This window comes from Microbacterium bovistercoris, from assembly GCF_003387575.1.
Lineage (GTDB): Bacteria > Actinomycetota > Actinomycetes > Actinomycetales > Microbacteriaceae > Microbacterium > Microbacterium bovistercoris.
In genome coordinates this window covers 42,625-61,066 of the sequence record NZ_QUAB01000016.1, presented here as the reverse complement: position 1 = coordinate 61,066, position 18,442 = coordinate 42,625, and the positions used below count along the sequence as shown (strand labels likewise).

The 18,442-nt window shown below is 71.4% G+C and carries 9 protein-coding genes and 1 pseudogene; all 10 read left to right on the top strand.

What is annotated here, in order from left to right; all coding sequences use genetic code 11:
- Nucleotides 1-146 precede the first annotated feature (146 nt).
- Nucleotides 147-1,484, top strand: coding sequence for a Gfo/Idh/MocA family protein (locus DY023_RS03775; protein WP_116241027.1), 1,338 nt, complete (start codon nucleotides 147-149; stop codon nucleotides 1,482-1,484).
- Nucleotides 1,481-2,410: an NAD-dependent epimerase/dehydratase family protein gene (locus DY023_RS03770; RefSeq protein ID WP_116241007.1), complete on the top strand. Its 930-nt coding sequence runs from the start codon at nucleotides 1,481-1,483 to the stop codon at nucleotides 2,408-2,410. The genes DY023_RS03775 and DY023_RS03770 overlap by 4 nt, the downstream gene beginning before the upstream one ends.
- The gene (locus tag DY023_RS03765; protein WP_116241006.1) at nucleotides 2,410-3,309 is read left to right on the top strand and encodes a 5-dehydro-4-deoxyglucarate dehydratase; all 900 of its coding nucleotides are present in this window, start codon (nucleotides 2,410-2,412) and stop codon (nucleotides 3,307-3,309) included. The genes DY023_RS03770 and DY023_RS03765 overlap by 1 nt, the downstream gene beginning before the upstream one ends.
- A 245-nt stretch (nucleotides 3,310-3,554) precedes the next feature.
- The gene (locus DY023_RS03760; protein WP_116241005.1) at nucleotides 3,555-4,601 is read left to right on the top strand and encodes a mandelate racemase/muconate lactonizing enzyme family protein; all 1,047 of its coding nucleotides are present in this window, start codon (nucleotides 3,555-3,557) and stop codon (nucleotides 4,599-4,601) included.
- A 163-nt stretch (nucleotides 4,602-4,764) separates the two neighbouring features.
- A complete protein-coding gene (locus tag DY023_RS03755) occupies nucleotides 4,765-6,201 on the top strand; it encodes an aldehyde dehydrogenase (NADP(+)) (RefSeq protein WP_116241004.1) in 1,437 nt (478 codons plus the stop codon).
- Between the two features lie 145 nt (nucleotides 6,202-6,346).
- Nucleotides 6,347-7,396: pseudogene (locus tag DY023_RS18450) on the top strand (glycoside hydrolase family 35 protein); the annotation flags it as partial.
- Between the two features lie 63 nt (nucleotides 7,397-7,459).
- Nucleotides 7,460-8,122: a hypothetical protein gene (locus tag DY023_RS18445; protein ID WP_425453407.1), complete on the top strand. Its 663-nt coding sequence runs from the start codon at nucleotides 7,460-7,462 to the stop codon at nucleotides 8,120-8,122.
- The gene (locus DY023_RS03745; protein ID WP_245958578.1) at nucleotides 8,119-9,096 is read left to right on the top strand and encodes a serine hydrolase domain-containing protein; all 978 of its coding nucleotides are present in this window, start codon (nucleotides 8,119-8,121) and stop codon (nucleotides 9,094-9,096) included. Before DY023_RS18445 ends, DY023_RS03745 begins: the two co-directional genes overlap by 4 nt.
- 227 nt (nucleotides 9,097-9,323) lie before the next feature.
- Nucleotides 9,324-11,651, top strand: a complete 2,328-nt coding sequence (locus DY023_RS03740; protein ID WP_116241002.1) for a beta-galactosidase — start codon at nucleotides 9,324-9,326, stop codon at nucleotides 11,649-11,651.
- Between the two features lie 520 nt (nucleotides 11,652-12,171).
- On the top strand, nucleotides 12,172-18,438 hold the full coding sequence (locus DY023_RS03735) for a rhamnogalacturonan lyase family protein (RefSeq protein ID WP_116241025.1): 6,267 nt from the start codon (nucleotides 12,172-12,174) through the stop codon (nucleotides 18,436-18,438).
- The last annotated feature ends 4 nt before the right edge of the window (nucleotides 18,439-18,442 follow it).

Here is an 18,442-nt window from a genome sequence, read left to right as displayed (position 1 = left end):
AACGTTTCGCAAGGGGGAATCGGCCCGGTTTCTACAACGTTTTCCTCACGGCGAGTCTACTCATCCGGCATCCGCCCTCCGCACGCTCGCCAGCCGTTCGTGCTACGCTCAGAAAACGTTTCCTCAGCATCATGGACGGAGCAGTCATGACCCGCACCCGCTACGCGCTGATCGGCGCCGGACACCGCGCGCAGATGTACGTCGGCGCGATCACCGGCACCTACGCCGACCGTGCCGAGCTCGTCGCGATCTGCGAGCCGAACCCCGCACGCGCCGCCTTCCACGCCGACAACGTGGCCGCATCCGGCGCACCGCGCCCGTCGCTGTGGACACCGGACGACCTGGAGCGGATGATCCGCGACGAGCGCGTCGACCGCGTGATCATCTGCTCGAAGGACAGCACCCACGCCGGCCTCATCGTCCGCGCTCTCGAGGCCGGTGCCGACGTCGTCGTCGAGAAGCCGCTCACCATCGACGCTCCGAGTGCGGCCGCCATCGAGGACGCCGTCGAGCGCACCGGCCGCAGCGTGGTGCTCACCTTCAACTACCGCTACTCACCGCGCAACAGCGCGCTTCGCCAGGTGATCCAGGACGGCACGATCGGCGAGATCACGTCGGTCGACTTCTCGTGGATGCTCGACACCAACCACGGCGCCGACTACTTCCGCCGCTGGCACCGGGACAAGAGCAACTCCGGCGGCCTGCTCGTACACAAGGCCAGCCATCACTTCGACCTCGTCAACTGGTGGATCCGCTCCACGCCGCGGCGGGTCTACGCCTCGGGCGGCCTGCGGTTCTACGGCGCGGAGAACGCCGCCGCACGCGGACTCACCGATCGGCCGGCCCGCGGCACGCACGAGGGTGCGCACGACGCGTTCGAGCTCGATCTGCGCGACGACGAGCGGCTGAAGACGCTGTACCTCGACGCCGAGCAGCACGACGGCTACGTGCGCGACCTCGACGTGTTCAGTGAGGGCATCACCATCGAGGACAACCTCGCCCTGATCGTGGACTACGCGTCGGGCGCCACGATGTCGTACTCGCTGAACGCGCACTCCCCGTGGGAGGGCTACCGCGTCGCCGTGAACGGCACCCTCGGCAGGGCCGAGCTCGAGGTCGTCGAACGCGGCGCGGTGCTGATCGACGACGGCCTGCATCCGGTCGTCGACCCCAGTGCTCTCGAAGCCGGCGGCAGCACATCGCTGCGCCCGCACAGCGAGCGGCTGCTCGTGCAGCGGCACTGGGAGGAGGCCTTCGAGGTGCCGATCGTCAACGAGGGCGGCAGCCACGGCGGCGGCGATGCGCTGCTGCTGTCGGATGTCTTCGTCGGCCCCGGTGACGACCCGCTGGCGCGGCCAGCCGACTGGACCGACGGCGTGCAGTCGATCGCCGTCGGCATCGCCGGCAACAGGTCGCTCGAGACAGGGATGCCGGTGCTCGTCGCCGACCTCGGCATCCGGATGCTGGCGCGGGAGCGGGCATGACCCGCATCGTCATCACCGGAGGCGCAGGCCGGCTCGGGCGCAGCCTGGTCGCCGGGCTGGCGGATGCGGGGAGCGAGATCGTCTCCCTCGACCGCGCGCACCCCGCCGGCTTCGCCCGCGACGGCGTCGCGACAGTCGACATCGACCTGTCCGACGCGGATGCCGCGGCGTCCGCCCTGCGCGACGCCCGCGCCGACGCCCTCATCCATCTCGCCGCCATCGCCGTGCCCTTCAGCGCGCCGGAGGACGTGATCCTCCGGACCAACGCGGGACTGGCGGCATCCGTCCTCGGCGGGGCTGTGGATGCCGGCATCCCGCGCATCATCGCCGCCTCGAGCCCGACCGTGCTCGGCTACGGCGCCCCGACCGGATGGGCGCCGGACCGCTTCCCGCTGGACGAGGACACGCCGCCGCGGCCGTGGAACGCGTACGCGCTGTCGAAACTGATCATCGAGCAGTCCGTGCAGATGTACGCCAGGCAGACCGGCGACGCGGTGCGGTTGGCGTCGTTCCGGCCGTGTTACGTGATCGCCCCGGAGGAATGGGCGGGTGCGCCGACCCAGCAGGGGCACACCGTGCGGGAGCGCCTGGACGATCCGGCTCTCTCCGCGCCGGCCGTGTTCAACTACGTCGACGCCCGCGACGTCGCGGACTTCTGCGGCGTGCTGCTGGGCGCGATGGGCGAGATCCCCAACGCCGAGACGTTCTTCGTCGGCGCCGACGACGCGCTCGCCCGCGAGCCCCTGGCCGAGCTCGTGCCGCAGTACTTCCCCGGCACGGAGCGCAGCGCCGCCGTGCTCACCGGCACCTCCCCGGCGTTCTCCAACGCGAAGGCCCGCCGCCTGCTCGGCTGGTCCCCCACCCGATCCTGGCGCGATCAGCTGGTCGACGCCCCCGCTTCCGAATCGCGAAAGGCGCTGGCCTGATGGACTTCTCCGGCATCCTGTTCTTCCCCGTCACCCCGTTCGACGACGGCGACCGGATCGACCCCGAGCTGCTCGCCGCGCACGTCGCCTCGGGCGTCGAGCACGGCGCGGGCGGCGTGTTCCCGGCTTGCGGGACCGGCGAGTTCCACGCACTGTCCACCGCCGAGGCGGGTCTCGTGGTGCGCACCGCGGTCGATGCGGTGGCCGGCCGGGTGCCCGTGATCGCCGGCGCCGGCGGCCCGCTAGGGCACGCCGCAGAGGTCGCGCGCGACGCGGCGGATGCCGGCGCCGACGGACTGCTCGTGCTGCCGCCGTACCTGGTCGGTGCCCCGCAGGCCGGACTGATCGCGTACGTGGAGCGGATCGCTGCGGCATCCGATCTGCCGGTGATCGTGTACCACCGGGCCAACGCGCAGTTCACCGCCGAGTCGATGCGGCGCCTCGCCCGCAACCCGAAGGTGGTCGGGTTCAAGGACGGCACCGGTGACGTCGACGCCGCCCAGCGCATCGTGCGCGCGGTGCGTGCCGAGGGCCGCGACGACTTCGCGTTCTTCAACGGCCTGCTCACCGCCGAGCTGACCCAGGCCGCCTACCGCGGCCTCGGCATCCCGCTGTACTCGTCGGCAGCGTTCGCGATGATCCCCGAGGTCGCGAAGGCGTACTACGACACCTACATCGCGGGCGATGAGGACCGCCGCCTGCAGCTGCTCGACGGCTTCTACTCCCCGCTCGTCGCGCTGCGCGACGAGTCCCCCGGCTTCGGCGTCTCGCTGATCAAGGCCGGGCTGCGCCTGGGCGGGATGCCGGTGGGCGGTGTGCGCGCGCCGCTGGTCGATCCGACGCCCGAGCAGGAAGCCCGGCTGGCCGACATCCTGGCCGCAGGACGGGCCCTACTGTGACCCCCGAGGCTCCGGTCCCAACGGATGCGGGTTCGCCTGGGATCCGCACCGCTCCGGTCTCAGCGGATGCGGGTGATCCGGCGAAACACCCGCAACGATCGAGACCGGAACGAGGCGGGGAGGGGGCTTCCCCCACAGCTCCGGTCGGGGCGGTTGCGGGTGAGGCCCCCGCACACCCGCAACGGTTGAGACCGGAACCGGGGGAAGGTCGCCGGATCGAGCGCTTCGGGGCCCGGCTGATCCGGGTGCCGCTGACGCGGCCGTGGGCCGCGGACGTGACCTCGGTCGGCGTGATCGCCACGCACGTCGTGCGCGACGACGGTGCCGAGGGCTGGGGATTCTCCTGGACGCCGCAGATCGGCGCCGAGGCCGTGATCGCCCTGCTGCGAAACGACATCGCGGAGTTCGCGATCGGGAAGGCCGCGGCGTCCGACCGGCTGTGGCAGCCCGCGTGGGAGCACCTGCATGAGGCGGGCGGCGGCGGGATCACGACGATCGCGCTGGCCGGCCTCGACCTGGCGCTGTGGGACGCCGCGGCGCGCGCCGAAGGCGTGGCGGTGTCCGGGCTGCTCGGCTCCCGGCGCACCGCGGTGCGGTCCTACGGCAGCGGCGTGAACCTGCACTACACGCAGGACGAGCTCGTCGCGCAGGTGCGGCGCTGGGTGGACTCCGGCTTCGACGCCGTGAAGGTGAAGGTCGGCAAGCCGGATGTCGCCGAGGATCTCGACCGGCTGATGGCCGTGCGATCCGTGCTCGGCGCGGGCCGCGAGCTGATGATCGACGCCAACCAGCGCTGGTCGCTGGAGCGCGCGACGGCGTCGATGGAGGTGCTCGCCGCCGCCGATCCCGCCTGGATCGAAGAGCCGCTGCGGGCCGACGATCTCGCGGGGCACACCGAGCTCGCGCGCCGACTCCAGGCATCCAGCGGGGTGCCGATCGCCGTCGGAGAGAACCTTCACACGGTGTACAGGTTCGCCGACTTCCTGCGCGCAGGAGCGGCGCAGATCGTGCAGCCGAACATCGTGCGAGTGGGCGGCATCACCCCGTTCCTCGAGATCGCGTCGCTCGCCACAGCGCACGGTGCGGCGCTGCACCCGCACCTGCTGCCGGAACTCTCGGGGCAGCTCGCCATGACGCTGGACGCCGAGGTGCTGGTCGAGGACGTCGAGGATGCCGGGTTCGGAACTCTCGGCGCCCTGAACGACCCCTCGCCTGTGCGCATCGTGGACGGGCGGCTGACCGAGGTGCCGCACGCCGGACTCGGGTTGCGGTTCCGAGACCCCACCTCCTGACCACCCATCCCGGCTCCTGAGCGAGGAGCGAAGCGACGAGACGAAAGGACGCCCCCACACGCCCTTCGTCCCCTTCGTCCCTTCGGCTCGCTGCGCTCGCTCAGGACGGCGCTCGCTCCGCTCGCTCAGGACCCGAATCCACCGCTTCCGAAAGGCCTTCACCATGACCACGACTCCCGCAGAGCTCGACGCACTCGTCGCGGCAGCATCCGCCGCCGCCCCGGTCTGGCTCACCTCCGCGGCCGATACGCGCGCGGCCTGGCTGCGTGCGATCGCCGACGGCCTCGACGCCGCGGCCGACGAACTCGTCCCGATCGCCGACCGGGAGACCCGGCTCGGAGAGACGCGGCTGCGCGGCGAGGTAGCCCGCACCACCGGGCAGCTCCGCCTGTTCGCCACGGTCGTCGAGGAGGGCTCGTATCTCGAGCTGACCGTCGACGACGCGGATACATCGGCAGGCCGCCCTGAGCTGCGCCGGCTGCTCACCGGCGTGGGCCCGGTCGCGGTGTTCTCGGCCTCGAACTTCCCGTTCGCGTTCTCGGTGTGCGGCGGCGACACCGCCTCGGCGCTCGCCGCGGGCAACCCGGTGATCGTGAAGGCGCACTCCGGGCACCCGGAGCTGTCCCGCCGCACGGCCGCGATCGCCGCCGAGGCGCTGCGCGCCGCGGGCGCTCCGGCAGGATCGCTCGCTCTGGTGGAGGGCCGCGATGCCGGGAACGCGCTCGTGCAGCATCCGGTCGTGCAGGCCGCGGGATTCACGGGATCGCTGTCCGGCGGCCGCGCGCTGTTCGATCTGGCGGTGGGGCGGCCCGACCCGATCCCGTTCTACGGCGAGCTCGGCTCGATCAACCCGGTCGTGCTGACCCCGGCCGCCGTCGCCGCGCGCGGCGCGGAGCTCGCGGCCGGCCTCGCCGCCTCGTTCACCCTCGGCAGCGGGCAGTTCTGCACCAAGCCCGGCGTGGTCTTCGTGCCGGCGGATGCCGGATTCGAGGCATCCCTCGCGGCAGCCGCGGCCGATACCTCCGGCGGCCCGCTGCTCACCGAGCGGATCACCGATGCCTTCCCGGCGGGGGTCGGCGCGCTGACCTCCGACCCGTCCGTCGCCGTCGTCGGCTATGGCGCGGAGACAGCCGACGGCGCTCGGCCGGTCGTGCTGTCGACGGATGCCGCGGCTGTCGCCGCCCGCCCGCAGGTGCTGCTCGAGGAGGTCTTCGGCCCCGCCACGCTGCTGGTGCGATATGCCGACGAGGCCGAGCTGCACGCAGCGCTGCGCGCGGTGCCGGGCAGCCTCACCGCGACGTTGCACGCCGAGGCATCCGACGAGGTGGGCGAGACGCTCGAGCTGCTGCAGTCGCGTGCCGGGCGCATGCTGTTCTCGGGCTGGCCGACCGGCGTCACGGTCACCTGGTCGCAGCAGCACGGCGGTCCGTGGCCGGCGACCACCTCGCTGCACACCTCGGTGGGCGCGACCGCCATCCGCCGGTTCCTGCGGCCCGTCGTGTTCCAGGACGCCCCGGCGCGACTGCTGCCGCCGGAGCTGCGCGACGAGTCGCTCGCCCGGCTGCCGCACCGCCGCAACGGCGTGCTCATCGTTCCCTGAGCCCCATCCCGCTCGTCCCCTTGCACCTGGCGGACGATCCGACGGATGGCGGCGGACACGCCGCCGATTCTGCCGCCAACTGCAGATCGGTCCGCCGCCCGCAAGAGGGTCGACACGGGAAAACGCTTCCCGATAGGCTGACGCCATGACTTCCCGCTTCGCCATCGGCGAGACCGATTTTCTGCTCGACGGGCAGCCGCACCGCATCATCTCGGGTGCGATGCACTACCCGCGCATCCACCCCGAGCAGTGGCGCGACCGCATCCGCAAGGCCCGCCTGATGGGGCTGAACGCGATCGAGACGTATGTCGCCTGGAACGCCCACGAGCCGGTGAAGGGACAGTGGCGCGAAGACGGCGATGTCGACCTCGGCCGCTTCCTCGACCTCATCGCCGAAGAGGGCATGCACGCCATCGTGCGCCCGGGTCCCTACGTCTGCGCGGAGTGGCACAACGGCGGCCTGCCGACCTGGCTGACCAGCGCCGGCCCTTCGTCTCGTTCCTCGCTCAGGGACCCCATGCGGCTGCGCAGCAGCGATCCGCGCTATCTCGCCGAGGTCATCCCGTACCTCGAGAAGGTCAACGCGATCGTCGCGCCGCGGCAGATCGACCGCGGCGGCAGCGTCATCCTGGTGCAGATCGAGAACGAGTACGGCGCCTACGGCAGCGACAAGGAGTACCTGTCCGAGCTCATCCGCGTCACGCGTGAGAACGGCATCACCGTGCCGCTGACCCAGGTCGACCAGCCGATTCCGCACATGCTCGAGAACGGCGCGCATCCCGAGCTGCACAAGACCGGGTCGTTCGGTTCCCGCATCGACGAGCGCCTCGCCACGCTGCGCGAGCACCAGCCGACCGGGCCTCTGATGTGCATGGAGTTCTGGTGCGGCTGGTTCGACCACTGGGGCGAGAAGCACCACACGACGAACTTTGCGGACAGCGCCGCCGACCTCGACCGGCTGCTGGAGGCCGGGGCATCCGTGAACATCTACATGGTGCACGGCGGAACGAACTTCGGTCTGACGAACGGAGCGAACGACTCCGGCCGCTACCTGCCGATGGTCACCAGCTACGACTACGACGCCCCGATCACCGAGTCCGGTGACGTGACCGAGAAGTTCCGCGCGTTCCGCGACGTGATCGCGAAGCACGCGCCGGTTCCGGACGAGCCGCTGCCGACGCCGGCGGATGCTCCGGAGCTGACGGTTCCGCTCCTCACGACGGGCGACCCGCTGGACGCCGTCGCGACCGATCGCGGCGTGTTCGACACGCCGCCGACGTTCGACGAGCTCGGCTCCGACCTGGTGCTCGCCGAATATTCGGCCGCACTGCCGGGCGCCGCCGGCGTACTCGACGCCGAAGTGCGCGACTACGCCTGGGTCGCGGTCGACGACCGCGCCGCCGGCATCCTGCAGCGGACGATCGGCGATCTGTCGCTCGCGATCCCGGCCGGCGCCGAGCTGCGGATGCTGGTCGAGGAGACCGGCCGGGTGAACTACGACTCCAAGCTCGGCGAGGCGAAGGGCCTGATCGGAGCCGCGCTGCTGGACGGCGAACCGTTGCCCGGCCCCTGGCGGGTGCGCACGTTCGACGTCCCTGCGCTCGCGCAGGCGGTGTCGGATGCCGCGGCCGAGCCGGCCGGCGCCCGCGTCGCCGGCCCCGCCGGACTGCGGGCATCCTTCGACCTCGATGCTCCCGCGGACCTGTTCCTCGACACCGCGGGCTGGGGCAAGGGCTACGCCTGGGTGAACGGGTTCTTCCTGGGCCGGTACTGGCGACGCGGGCCGCAGCGCACCCTTTTCGTGCCGGGACCGGCGACCAGGGCAGGAGCGAACGAGGTGATCGTCGTCGAGCTGGAGACCATGACCGACCCGACCGCCCGGTTTGTCGCCCGCCCCGATCTCGGACACGAGGTGGAATGACCATGTCCGACGACTTCTCCGCGGCGTTCGACTGGGTGCGCAGGCACGTCGACGCCGATCGTCTGCCGCACGCCGTGCTGGGCGTGGCCACGGCGGACGGCGTCGTCGCACTCGACGCGGTCGGCGATGTGGGCGTGGATGACTCGTTCCTGCTGTTCTCCATCACGAAGGTGCTCACCGGCGTCACCGCTGCACGGGCGATCGAACGGGGGCTGTTGACGCCGAACACGCCCCTCACCGACGCGCTGCCCGAGTTCGGCGCGAACCGCGACGACGTCGTGCGGCTGTGGCACCTGGTCTCGCACACCTCCGGCATCTCCGAGCCCGACCTCGACACGGCCGTGCCGCTGCGCACTGAGCTGCTCACCCGTGGCCGCGACTTCGTCGCCGGCACCGCATCGCGCTACTCCACCCTGGCGTTCGAGGGCGTCGCCGCGCTGATCGAGCACACCACAGGTCAGAGCTGGGATGCCGGCGTGCGCGACTGGGCGGCAGAGGTCGGCGCCGGCGGGCTGACTCTCGATCCGGAGCAGTACGTGCCCATCCGGGACGCGGTGGCCGCGGGCGTCGACCTCGAGCGGTTCCTCGCCACGCGGGCGCCCGGCGCCGGTCTCGCCGGCACCGCCGCCGACCTGCTGGCCGTGGGAAGCGACCTGCTGCGCATCGGGCGGGGCGAGCCCGGCATCCTCTCGCCGGCGACGCTGGCGATGATGCGACGTCCGCTCACCGGTGACATCCCGCGGCTGGAGCCATATGTCGCCGAGCGCGGCCAGGACTGGGGCTTCACGTTCAACCTGCGCACGCGCGCGCCGGGGCTGATCGACCGCGACGTGTACGGGCACGGCGGCTGGTCGGGCACGGAGTTCTGGGTGCATCCGACCGCTGGCGTGTGCTGGGTGCTGCTGACCGCCCAGGCGCAGCGCCCCGGCGTCGACGCCGACCAGCTCGACAACGCGATCGTGGCTGCACTGTGAGCGGCGCGGTCGCCGAGTGCACCGGTAAGCGACGAGCGCACCGCGTGTCGACGTCTGCAAGCGGTGCAGTCGGCGGCATCCGGCTCACTCGGCGCACGGATGCGGCGCGCGCGGCGCGCTCCGAGCGCCGGGAAGCGGGACGAAGTGCGACCTGAGGGCGGCGTGGGGAAGGGCAACGGGTCGAAGAGCGACTTGAAGCCCTGGGCAGTGAAGACGGAGCGGGCGGAATGACCATCGAGAGCAGCGACCCCACCGGCATCCTGACAGTCACGCATCGTCCCTTCCCCGGCCCGGCCGTGCCGAGCGCACTGCCGGCACCCGGAGACGCCGCCCACGGACTGACCCTCACCGACCGTGCCGTGCTGCGCGACGGCGTGCCGATCGTCCCGGTCTCGGGCGAGCTGCATTTCAGCCGGATGCCGCGCGAGCGCTGGTCCGAGCGGCTGCGGCAGCTGCGCGCTGCGGGCGTGACGCTCGCCTCGACGTACGTGTTCTGGAACCACCACTCCGCGACCCGTGGTGAGGCGCGCTTCGACGGTGCGCTCGACGTGGGCGCGTTCGTCGACGAGGTCGCGGATGCCGGACTCGAGCTCGTGCTGCGCATCGGCCCGTGGGCGCACGGTGAGTCGCGCAACGGCGGCTTCCCCGACTGGGTGCAGCGGCTGCCCGTGCAGCATCGCAGCGACGACCCGGCCTACCTGGAACTGGTGCGCGAGTGGTTCGGGCAGCTCGCCGCGGCGCTGGACGGACGGGCACGCCCCGGTGGCCCGATCGTGGCGATCCAGCTCGAGAACGAGCTCTACGACCGGCCGGAGCACCTCGTCACCCTCAAGAGGCTCGCGCGCGAGGCCGGGATGTCGGCGCCACTGTGGACCGCGACCGCCTGGGGCGGCGCACAGCTGCCGGCGGGCGAGGTGGTGCCGCTGTTCGGCGGCTACGCCGACGGATTCTGGGCCGATCCGGAGGACGGCTGGGACCCGTCGTTCCGCGCGCACTTCCTGCCCTCGCATGAGTGGGACGACCCCGGTGTGGGCGCCGACGTGCGCGCGGCGCAGGGATTCGCGGCATCCTCCGGTGAGGCTGCCGCCGGCGCGGCTTCCCCCGGTACCGCCGAGCTGCACGGCTTCCCGCCCGCGACCTGCGAACTCGGCTCCGGCATGGCCGCGGCCTATCACCGCCGTCCGGTGCTGTCCGCGCGCGATGTCGCCGCACTCGCGCACGTGAAGATCGGCAACGGCTCGGCCTGGCAGGGCTACTACATGTTCGCCGGCGGCCGGAACCCGGTGGCGCGGATGCAGGAGACCCAGGACACCGGGTATCCGAACGATCTGCCCGAGTGGGGCTACGACTTCCACGCCCCGATCGGAGAGTCCGGCGATCTGCATCCGTCCGCCGCGGAGCTGCGTGCGCAGCACGCGTTCCTGGCATCGTTCGGGGCGCAGCTGGGCGGCATGTCGTCGTCGCTGCCCGATGACCGTCCGCGCGACGCCGACGACCTCGAGACGCTGCGCTGGGCGCTGCGCGCCGACGGCGAGTCCGGGTTCGTGGTGATCTCGCACCACCGCCCGCACGAGCAGGTCGAACTCGTGCGCGACGTGCAGCTGCGGGTGGGGCTGCCCCACCCTCCGGGGTTTCGAATCGCGCAACCTGCGGCTTCTCCCGACGAAATGCCGCAGATCGCGCGAATCGAAACGGAGAACGACGGTGCGGTCGTGCTGCCGTCGCGGCCCGTCGACATCCTGCCGGGCACCCTCGCCCGCTGGCCGATCGGGCTGCGGGTCGGGCAGAGCCTGCTGCGCTGGGCCACGGCCTCGGCGTACGCGCTGCTGCCGGGCGACGTCCTCGTGCTGGTCGCCGACCCCAGCATCCCCGCCGAGATCGCGATCGATGGCGAGCCTCCGCGAGAGATCGAGCCCGGCATCCACCGGTTCGGCTCCGCGACCGTGGTGCTGCTGGCCGACCCGACGGATGCCTGGCTGCTGGGCGACACCCTCTGGGACTGCGACGGGCAGCTGGCCTGGGACGGCCGCGACGTGCGCGTCCGCGACGCATCGCGCCTACGGCGGTTCGACCGCGATGCAGGCTGGCAGGTCCTGCCGGTGCCGGCATCCGTCCCGCCCCGGCACGTCGAGGTCCGGCGGATGCGGGATGCCGGAGCTCCTCCCGCCGACTACGGCTTCGGCGGCAAGCGGCATCGTGCACCGGCACCAGAAGTCTTCGACGACCTCGCCGGCGTCTTCGAGCTCGGACTCGGCGAATGGTCTGGCGATGCCGTGCTCGACATCGACTGGGCCGGCGACGTCGGGCAGCTGCGCGTGGACGGCAGAACCGTCGACGATCGCTTCTGGGACGGCACACGCTGGTCGGTGTCGCTGCGCGACGTCGGCGCGGCGCCGGGCAGCCGCGTGACGCTGCAGGTGCTGCCGCTGTCCGTGCACAGCACGGTGTGGCTGCCGCCGTCCGCGCGCGGCCGGCAGAAGACATCCGACGGCGTGCTCTGCGCGGTCGACGCCGTCGTCCTGCGCACGCGGGACGAGTGGATGCCGGTGGGCTGAGCCCACTCCGGGTCGCTGCCCGCCGACCGCACGCTGACCACCCACCGCACGCCGCCCGTCCACGTCGCAACTCTCGTCAGTTCCGGTCTCAACCGATGCGGGTGTGCTGTGCCGCGTACCCGCAAGCGGTGAGACCGGAGCAAAGGGAGACGGCGATCTGAACGCGAATCGCGGCCGCGCCGAGCAGTCCCCACAGCAGGACAGGGGCCCGCCGCCGGAACGGTCCGTATTCGTGCCGGCGGCGGGGGTCTGCGGGCATCGCACGACCCGACGTGGGTAAACGATTACCGATCCAGACTCTAGCACCACGGCGCCGAGATTGAAACGTAACAACTTTTCCTTGCGCACCGCTCCCGCGCCGTGCCAGGATCGGTCACGACGCGGACAGGAATACGTTTTCCACTCCGCGCACACCGCGGCCGAGTCCGTACGCGCCCCGGTTCCGAGCCCGCGCCGCAGCGATGCGGAGCGGGCCGACTCCCTTGCCAATGCTGTCCGAGGAGGAACCGTGGACCTGTCCATGCACCCCGACCGAACCCCCAGACCAGAACGGCGGCGCAGCGGCATCCGTGCCTTCGCCGTCGTCGCCATCGCCGCCGTGATCGGCACCGCGCTGACGGCCTTCCCCGCCGCCGCCGCGACGCCGGACGAGTGGCGGTTCGACTTCGGGACGAAGACCAGCCCCGTCGCCGAGGGCTACCAGCAGGTGCTCACCACCTCGCTGTACACCGCGGAGATCGGCTGGGGCATCACCGTCCCCGAAGGCGTCACACTGTTCGATCGCGACCGCACCGGCAACCGCACGCCCGCCGACCCCGTCGCCGAGGACTTCGTGGCAGGCACCGACTGGGCCTTCACGATCGATGACGTCGCCCCCGGCGAGTACGACGTGACGGTGTCGATCGGCGACGCACTCGCCGGCACCTCGGGCACGAACGCGACGATGTCGCTCGAGGGCACCGCGCAGACCCGCATGACCACCGACAAGGCGGCCACCACCACGCAGACCTTCCGTGTCGTCGTCACCGACGGCCAGCTGAACGTGGGCTTCACCGGCTCCGGGCTCGGCGCCTACGTGAACGGCCTGGTGGTCGCGCCGGTGACGCCGGCCGCTCCCGCCGGTCTCGCCGTCACCCGCGTCGCCTGGAACAGCGTCGACCTCGGCTGGACCGCATCCGACGCCGCCGCGACCTACCGCGTGCTGCGCGCGCCGGTGACCGACGGCGCAGCCGGCGACTTCGCGCAGATCGCCGAGACCGACGGCACGACGTACTCCGACAAGGACGTCGCCGCGGGCGGCTCGTACGCGTACACGGTCGAGGCGGTGAGCGCCTACGACCGCGTCTCGCCGCGCGCCGAGCAGGTGCTCAGCGGCGTCATCCCGAAGCTCGAGATCCCCGCCGCCCCCGCCGACCTCGCCGTCGCCCGCGTCACCGAATCCGGGGTCGCGCTGACCTGGTCGCTCACGCCGAACGCCGACGAATACGTCGTGCAGCGCGCGGGCGCCGACGGCGCCTTCGCCGACGTCGCGACGGCCACCGCGCCCGCGTACACGGATGCCGCAGACACGTCCCAGCAGTGGTCGTACCGCGTGCTGGCACGCAACGCCGCCGGTACCTCCCCGGCCTCCGACGCCGTCACCTCCGCGGTCTACACGGCCCCGGCGCCGCTGCCGGCCGGCGACTCGGTGACCTTCGACTTCGGCCCGGGCGCAGTGGCCGACGGCGCCCTCCCGGTGCTCTCGAGCACCGGGTTCGACGACGCCTGGGGCTACGGCTTCAGCACCGCGCCCACGGCATCCCCCGCCGACATCGACCGGGGCGGCGACGACCCGCTGCGGTCCGACTTCGTCGCCGCACAGGGCGGCACCTTCGAGGTGCAGCTCGGCGCCGGCGACTACACCGTGCAGCTGATCGCCGGCGACGACACCGCCGCCACGAACATCGCCATCACGGCGGAGGGCATCGCGAAGGTGCAGGCCACCGACAAGCCCGCCGGTGAGCACCTCGAGATGGCGTTCCCGATCGCCCTCGTCGACGGACGCCTCACGCTGCAGGTCGCCGGCACCGCCGCCGCCCTCGACGCGCTGACGATCATCCGTCAGCCGAAGCGGCTCGCCGGCGCCATCCCGACGGTCTTCATCGCCGGCGACTCCACCGTGCAGACCTACGACGCGTCCGCCTACGCCCCGCAGGCGGGCTGGGGCCAGATGATCGACCGGTTCTTCGCTGACGACGTCGCCTTCAGCAACCACGCGATCGGCGGCCGCTCGTCGAAGAACTTCATCACGCAGGGCCGGCTCGACGACATCCTGCGCGGCATCCGCCCCGGCGACTACCTGTTCACGCAGTTCGGCCACAACGACGCCACCCAGGGCGTGGACGACAGGTACGCGAGTCCGACGGACTACAAGGAGTATCTGCGCACGTACGTGAACGGCGCGCGGCAGCGCGGCGCCACCCCGGTGCTGGTCACCCCGGTCTCGCGGCGCAGCTTCAACGCCGAGACCGGACTCGCGAACGTGAGCTTCCCCGAGTACGTCGCCAAGATGAAGGAGCTCGCCGCCGAGGAGAACGTGCTGCTGGTCGACCTCTCGGCCTCCAGCCGCGCGTACATCGACGAGATCGGGGCCGAGGCGGCCAAGGCCGTGTTCCTCTGGGTCGACCCGGGCATCTTCCCGAACCGTCCCTCCGGCACCCAGGACGACACGCACTTCCAGGAGTACGGCGCCATCCAGATGGCCCGCCTGATCGCGCAGGACGTCGTGCACCTCGACGACCCGCTCGCCGCGAAGGTGACGGACATCGCCCCGCCGGCCGCCGTGCCGGACGCACCGCAGCACCTGGTCGCCGGGTCGATCTCGAACGCGGGGGCCGTGCTGCAGTGGCAGGCGTCCACCACTGCCGACATCTACAAGATCCAGCGGCAGGCCGTCGCCGACCCGGAGCAGTCCTGGAGCCTGGTCACCACGACCACCCAGAACTCCGCGATCGTGCAGGGCCTGGCCGAGGGCACCGCCTACCGCTACCGGGTGATCGCGACCAACGGCCGCGGCGACTCGGCCCCGTCGGATGCCGTGACCTTCACCACCAAGCAGGCGAAGTGGAAGTTCGACTTCCAGCTCGCCGGCAACCCGCTGATGGCCGGCTACACCGAGGTGAACCCGGATGACGGGTACACGAAGGATGCCGGGTACGGCTTCGCCACCGCACTGGCGGCCAACGCCGGGCGCGATCGCGGAGACGCGGCGGACGACCTGCAGCGCGACTTCGTGCTGCCGGGCGACTCGAGCGAGTTCCTGCTCGACGTGCCGAACGGCACCTACTCGGTGAAGACCTACTCGGGCGACTGGATCGGCTCGACGAAGACGAGCTTCGACCTGGAGGGCCGCGCCTTCGGCAGCGGCAACGCCGGCAAGGGCTCCGTCAACGAGTCGGTGCGCGGCCCGGTGCTGGTCACCGACGGGCAGCTGAACGTGCGCGTCTACGGCGCCGCGGCCGGCACCCGCCTGAACGGCCTCGAGGTGACGCCGATCCTGCTCGGACCCACCGGGCTGAAGGCGACCGATATCGACGCCAACCCTGCCGCCCCCAAGGTGCAGCTGGGCTGGGACACCGAGTCCGGCGTCACCTGGAACGTGTACCGGCAGTCCGCATTCGACGCCAAGCCGGTGCTGATCGGCACCGCGACCGAGGCGTCGTTCGCCGACACCGGCGCACGCGTCGGCCTCGACTACACCTACTCCGTGACGGCCGTCGACCAGACCGGCCTGGAGTCGGTGCCCTCGAAGGCGGTCGAGGTGTCGTTCATCGACCCGGATGTCGCCGTGCCGGCCGCTCCGGCCGCTCTGGCGGTCGAGCGGCTGGAGAAGCGCGAGATCGAGATTTCCTGGGCTCAGCCGTCCACGGCGCTGTACGACCTGGTGTTCCGCTCCGAGGTGAAGGGCGAGCAGGGCGACCTGGTCGGCATCGCCACCGGCAATCACTACACCGACACCGACGTGCTGACCACCATCCCGTACTTCTACACGGTCGTCGCGGTCAACGCCGGCGGCGCCGGCGCGGCATCCGCGCAGCTGAAGACGGATGCCGCGACCGTGCTGCAGCGGCAGGCCGAGTACCTCGACCGCGCCCCCGTCGCGGTGAAGACGGATGACGGCAACCTGATCTCGTGGCGGATGCTGGGCACCGACCCGGACGCGGTGGCGTTCCACGTCTACCGCGACGGCAAGCGGCTGACCGACAAGCCGATCACGGACTCGACGAACTATCTCGACAGGACCGGCGATGCGGCATCCGCGTACTTCATCACCAAGGTGCTGGACGGCAAGGAGACCACCGAGACGAAGGAGTTCACGCCTCAGGACGGGGACTACCTGTCCGTGCCGCTGGACAAGCCGGCCGATGCCTACACGAAGGACGGCCAGCCGTACACCTACCGCGCCAACGACACCAGCGTCGGCGACGTCGACGGAGACGGCCAGTACGAGCTCATCGTCAAGTGGGATCCGTCCCGCTCGAAGGACAACTCCCAGGCCGGCTACACCGGCAACGTCTACCTCGACGCCTACCGTCTCGACGGCACCCGGCTGTGGCGCATCGACCTCGGCGTGAACATCCGCGCCGGAGCGCACTACACCCAGTTCCAGGTGTTCGACTACGACGGCGACGGCCGCGCCGAGGTCATGATGAAGACCGGCGACGGCACCATCGACGGCACAGGGCAGCCGATCGGCAACGCCAGCGCCGACCACCGCAACAGCTCCGGCTACGTGCTCACCGGCCCCGAGTACCTCTCGGTGTTCGACGGGCTCACCGGCAAGGTGATCGACACGGTCGACTACGTGCCCGCGCGCGGCGATGTCGGCGCCTGGGGCGACACCTACGGCAACCGGGTCGACCGGTTCCTCGCCGCCACAGCCTACCTCGACGGCGAGCACCCCAGTGCGATCTTCAGCCGCGGGTACTACACCCGCGCGGTGATGGCCGCGTACGACTTCGACGGTGCGCAGCTCACGCAGCGCTGGGTGCTCGACTCGAACGACGCCGGGAACGAGGGCTTCTACGGGATGGGCAATCACAACCTGTCTGTGGCCGACGTCGACCGCGACGGCAAGGACGAGATCGTGTACGGCTCGGCCACGGTGGACGACGACGGCGAGCTGCTGTATTCGACCGGACTCGGCCACGGCGACGCACTGCACGTGTCGGATCTCGTGCCGTCGCGCCCCGGCCTCGAGGTGTTCGCCGCACACGAGGAGATGCACGCCGCGGGCAACCGCGGAGCCACCATGCGCGACGCCCGCACGGGTGAGGTGCTGTGGTCGATCCCCGCGACGAGGGACACCGGCCGCGCGGCATCCGCCGACATCGACCCGCGGCACGAGGGTGCGGAGGGGTGGGCCATCGGCGGCGACGCCGCGTGGAACTCCCCCGTCGGTCAGCTGAAGTCGTCGACCGGCGAGCTGATCTCCGAGCAGATCCCGGCGGCGAACTTCCTCGCCTGGTTCGACGGTGATCCGCTGCGCGAGATCGTCGACCACGACTTCGACGACACGACCCGCACGGGCGTGCCGACGGTGTCGAAGTGGAACTGGGAGACCGAGCAGTCCGACGTGATCCTGAAGGCCGACGGTGCCCTGTCGAACAACGACACGAAGGGCAACCCGAACCTGCAGGCCGACCTGTTCGGCGACTGGCGCGAGGAGATCGCGTGGCGTTCGGAGGACTCCTCCGAACTGCGGATCTACTCCACCACCGACGAGACCGATCTGCGCATCCGCACGCTGATGCACGACCCGGTCTACCGGCTCTCGGTCGCGTGGCAGAACACGGGCTACAACCAGCCGACCCAGACGAGCTTCTTCCTCGGCGAGGGCATGGAGACGCCGACCGCGCCGCACATCGCGGTCACCGGCGCCCCCACCGGCTCGGCGGACGAGTCCGCTCCGGTCGTGTCCGGCCTACCAGAGGACGGCTCGGTGCTGGCCGACTCCGCGACGCTGCAGCTCGGCGTCACGGCGGCCGACCCGGAGTCGGGTGTGCGCAACCTCGACGTGACCTTCGACGGCACCCCGGTGTCGCCGGATGCCGCGATCGACCTCGACGGACTCGCCGGGGTGCACACGGTGACGGTCAACGCGGTCAACCACGCGGGGCTGGTCACGAGGGCGAGTGCCGAGGTGACCGTGATCGTCGACGACGGCGCGAAGCAGGCCCCCGGCAGAGCGGTGCTGTCGACGACCAGCGGATGGGCGAACGGCCTGGCCGACGGTGTGTACGACGTCACGATGAACCTGTGGTGGGGTCAGAACGGGGCGCTGTTCCGGCTGTACCAGAACGGCGAGCTGATCTCGTCGAAGCCGCTGACCCCGGACTCGCCGAACGCGCAGACCGCCACCGTGCAGGTGTCGGGGCTGGCCAACGGCACGTACGAGTACACCGGCGAGCTGATCAACGCCGCCGGCGTCACGCAGACGTCGTCGGTCACGGTGGTCGTGAAGGATGCCGCACCCGCGGTGCCCGTGGTCAGCCACGACAACAAGGACAGGGACGGGTCGTACACGGTCTCCACCGACCTGTGGTGGGGCACGAACGGCCAGACGTACCGGCTGTACGAGAACGGTGAGCTGATCGACGAGCAGCAGCTCGTCGCCGCCTCGCCGAACGCCCAGCACGCGGTGACCCAGGTCACCGGTCGCGCGCCCGGTTCGTACGTGTACGTGGCGGAGCTGGTGAACGCCGCCGGCGCCACGAAGTCCAAGCCGATCACGGTGACCGTGCGCTGACCCC

Excerpts from the sequence above, each read along its gene's own strand:
- DY023_RS03775 (WP_116241027.1), top strand. The coding sequence starts at position 147 with ATGACCCGCACCCGCTACGCGCTGATCGGCGCCGGACACCGCGCGCAG.
- DY023_RS03770 (WP_116241007.1), top strand. The coding sequence starts at position 1,481 with ATGACCCGCATCGTCATCACCGGAGGCGCAGGCCGGCTCGGGCGCAGC.
- DY023_RS03765 (WP_116241006.1), top strand. The coding sequence starts at position 2,410 with ATGGACTTCTCCGGCATCCTGTTCTTCCCCGTCACCCCGTTCGACGAC.
- DY023_RS03755 (WP_116241004.1), top strand. The coding sequence starts at position 4,765 with ATGACCACGACTCCCGCAGAGCTCGACGCACTCGTCGCGGCAGCATCC.
- DY023_RS03745 (WP_245958578.1), top strand. The coding sequence starts at position 8,119 with ATGACCATGTCCGACGACTTCTCCGCGGCGTTCGACTGGGTGCGCAGG.
- DY023_RS03740 (WP_116241002.1), top strand. The coding sequence starts at position 9,324 with ATGACCATCGAGAGCAGCGACCCCACCGGCATCCTGACAGTCACGCAT.
- DY023_RS03735 (WP_116241025.1), top strand. The coding sequence starts at position 12,172 with ATGCACCCCGACCGAACCCCCAGACCAGAACGGCGGCGCAGCGGCATC.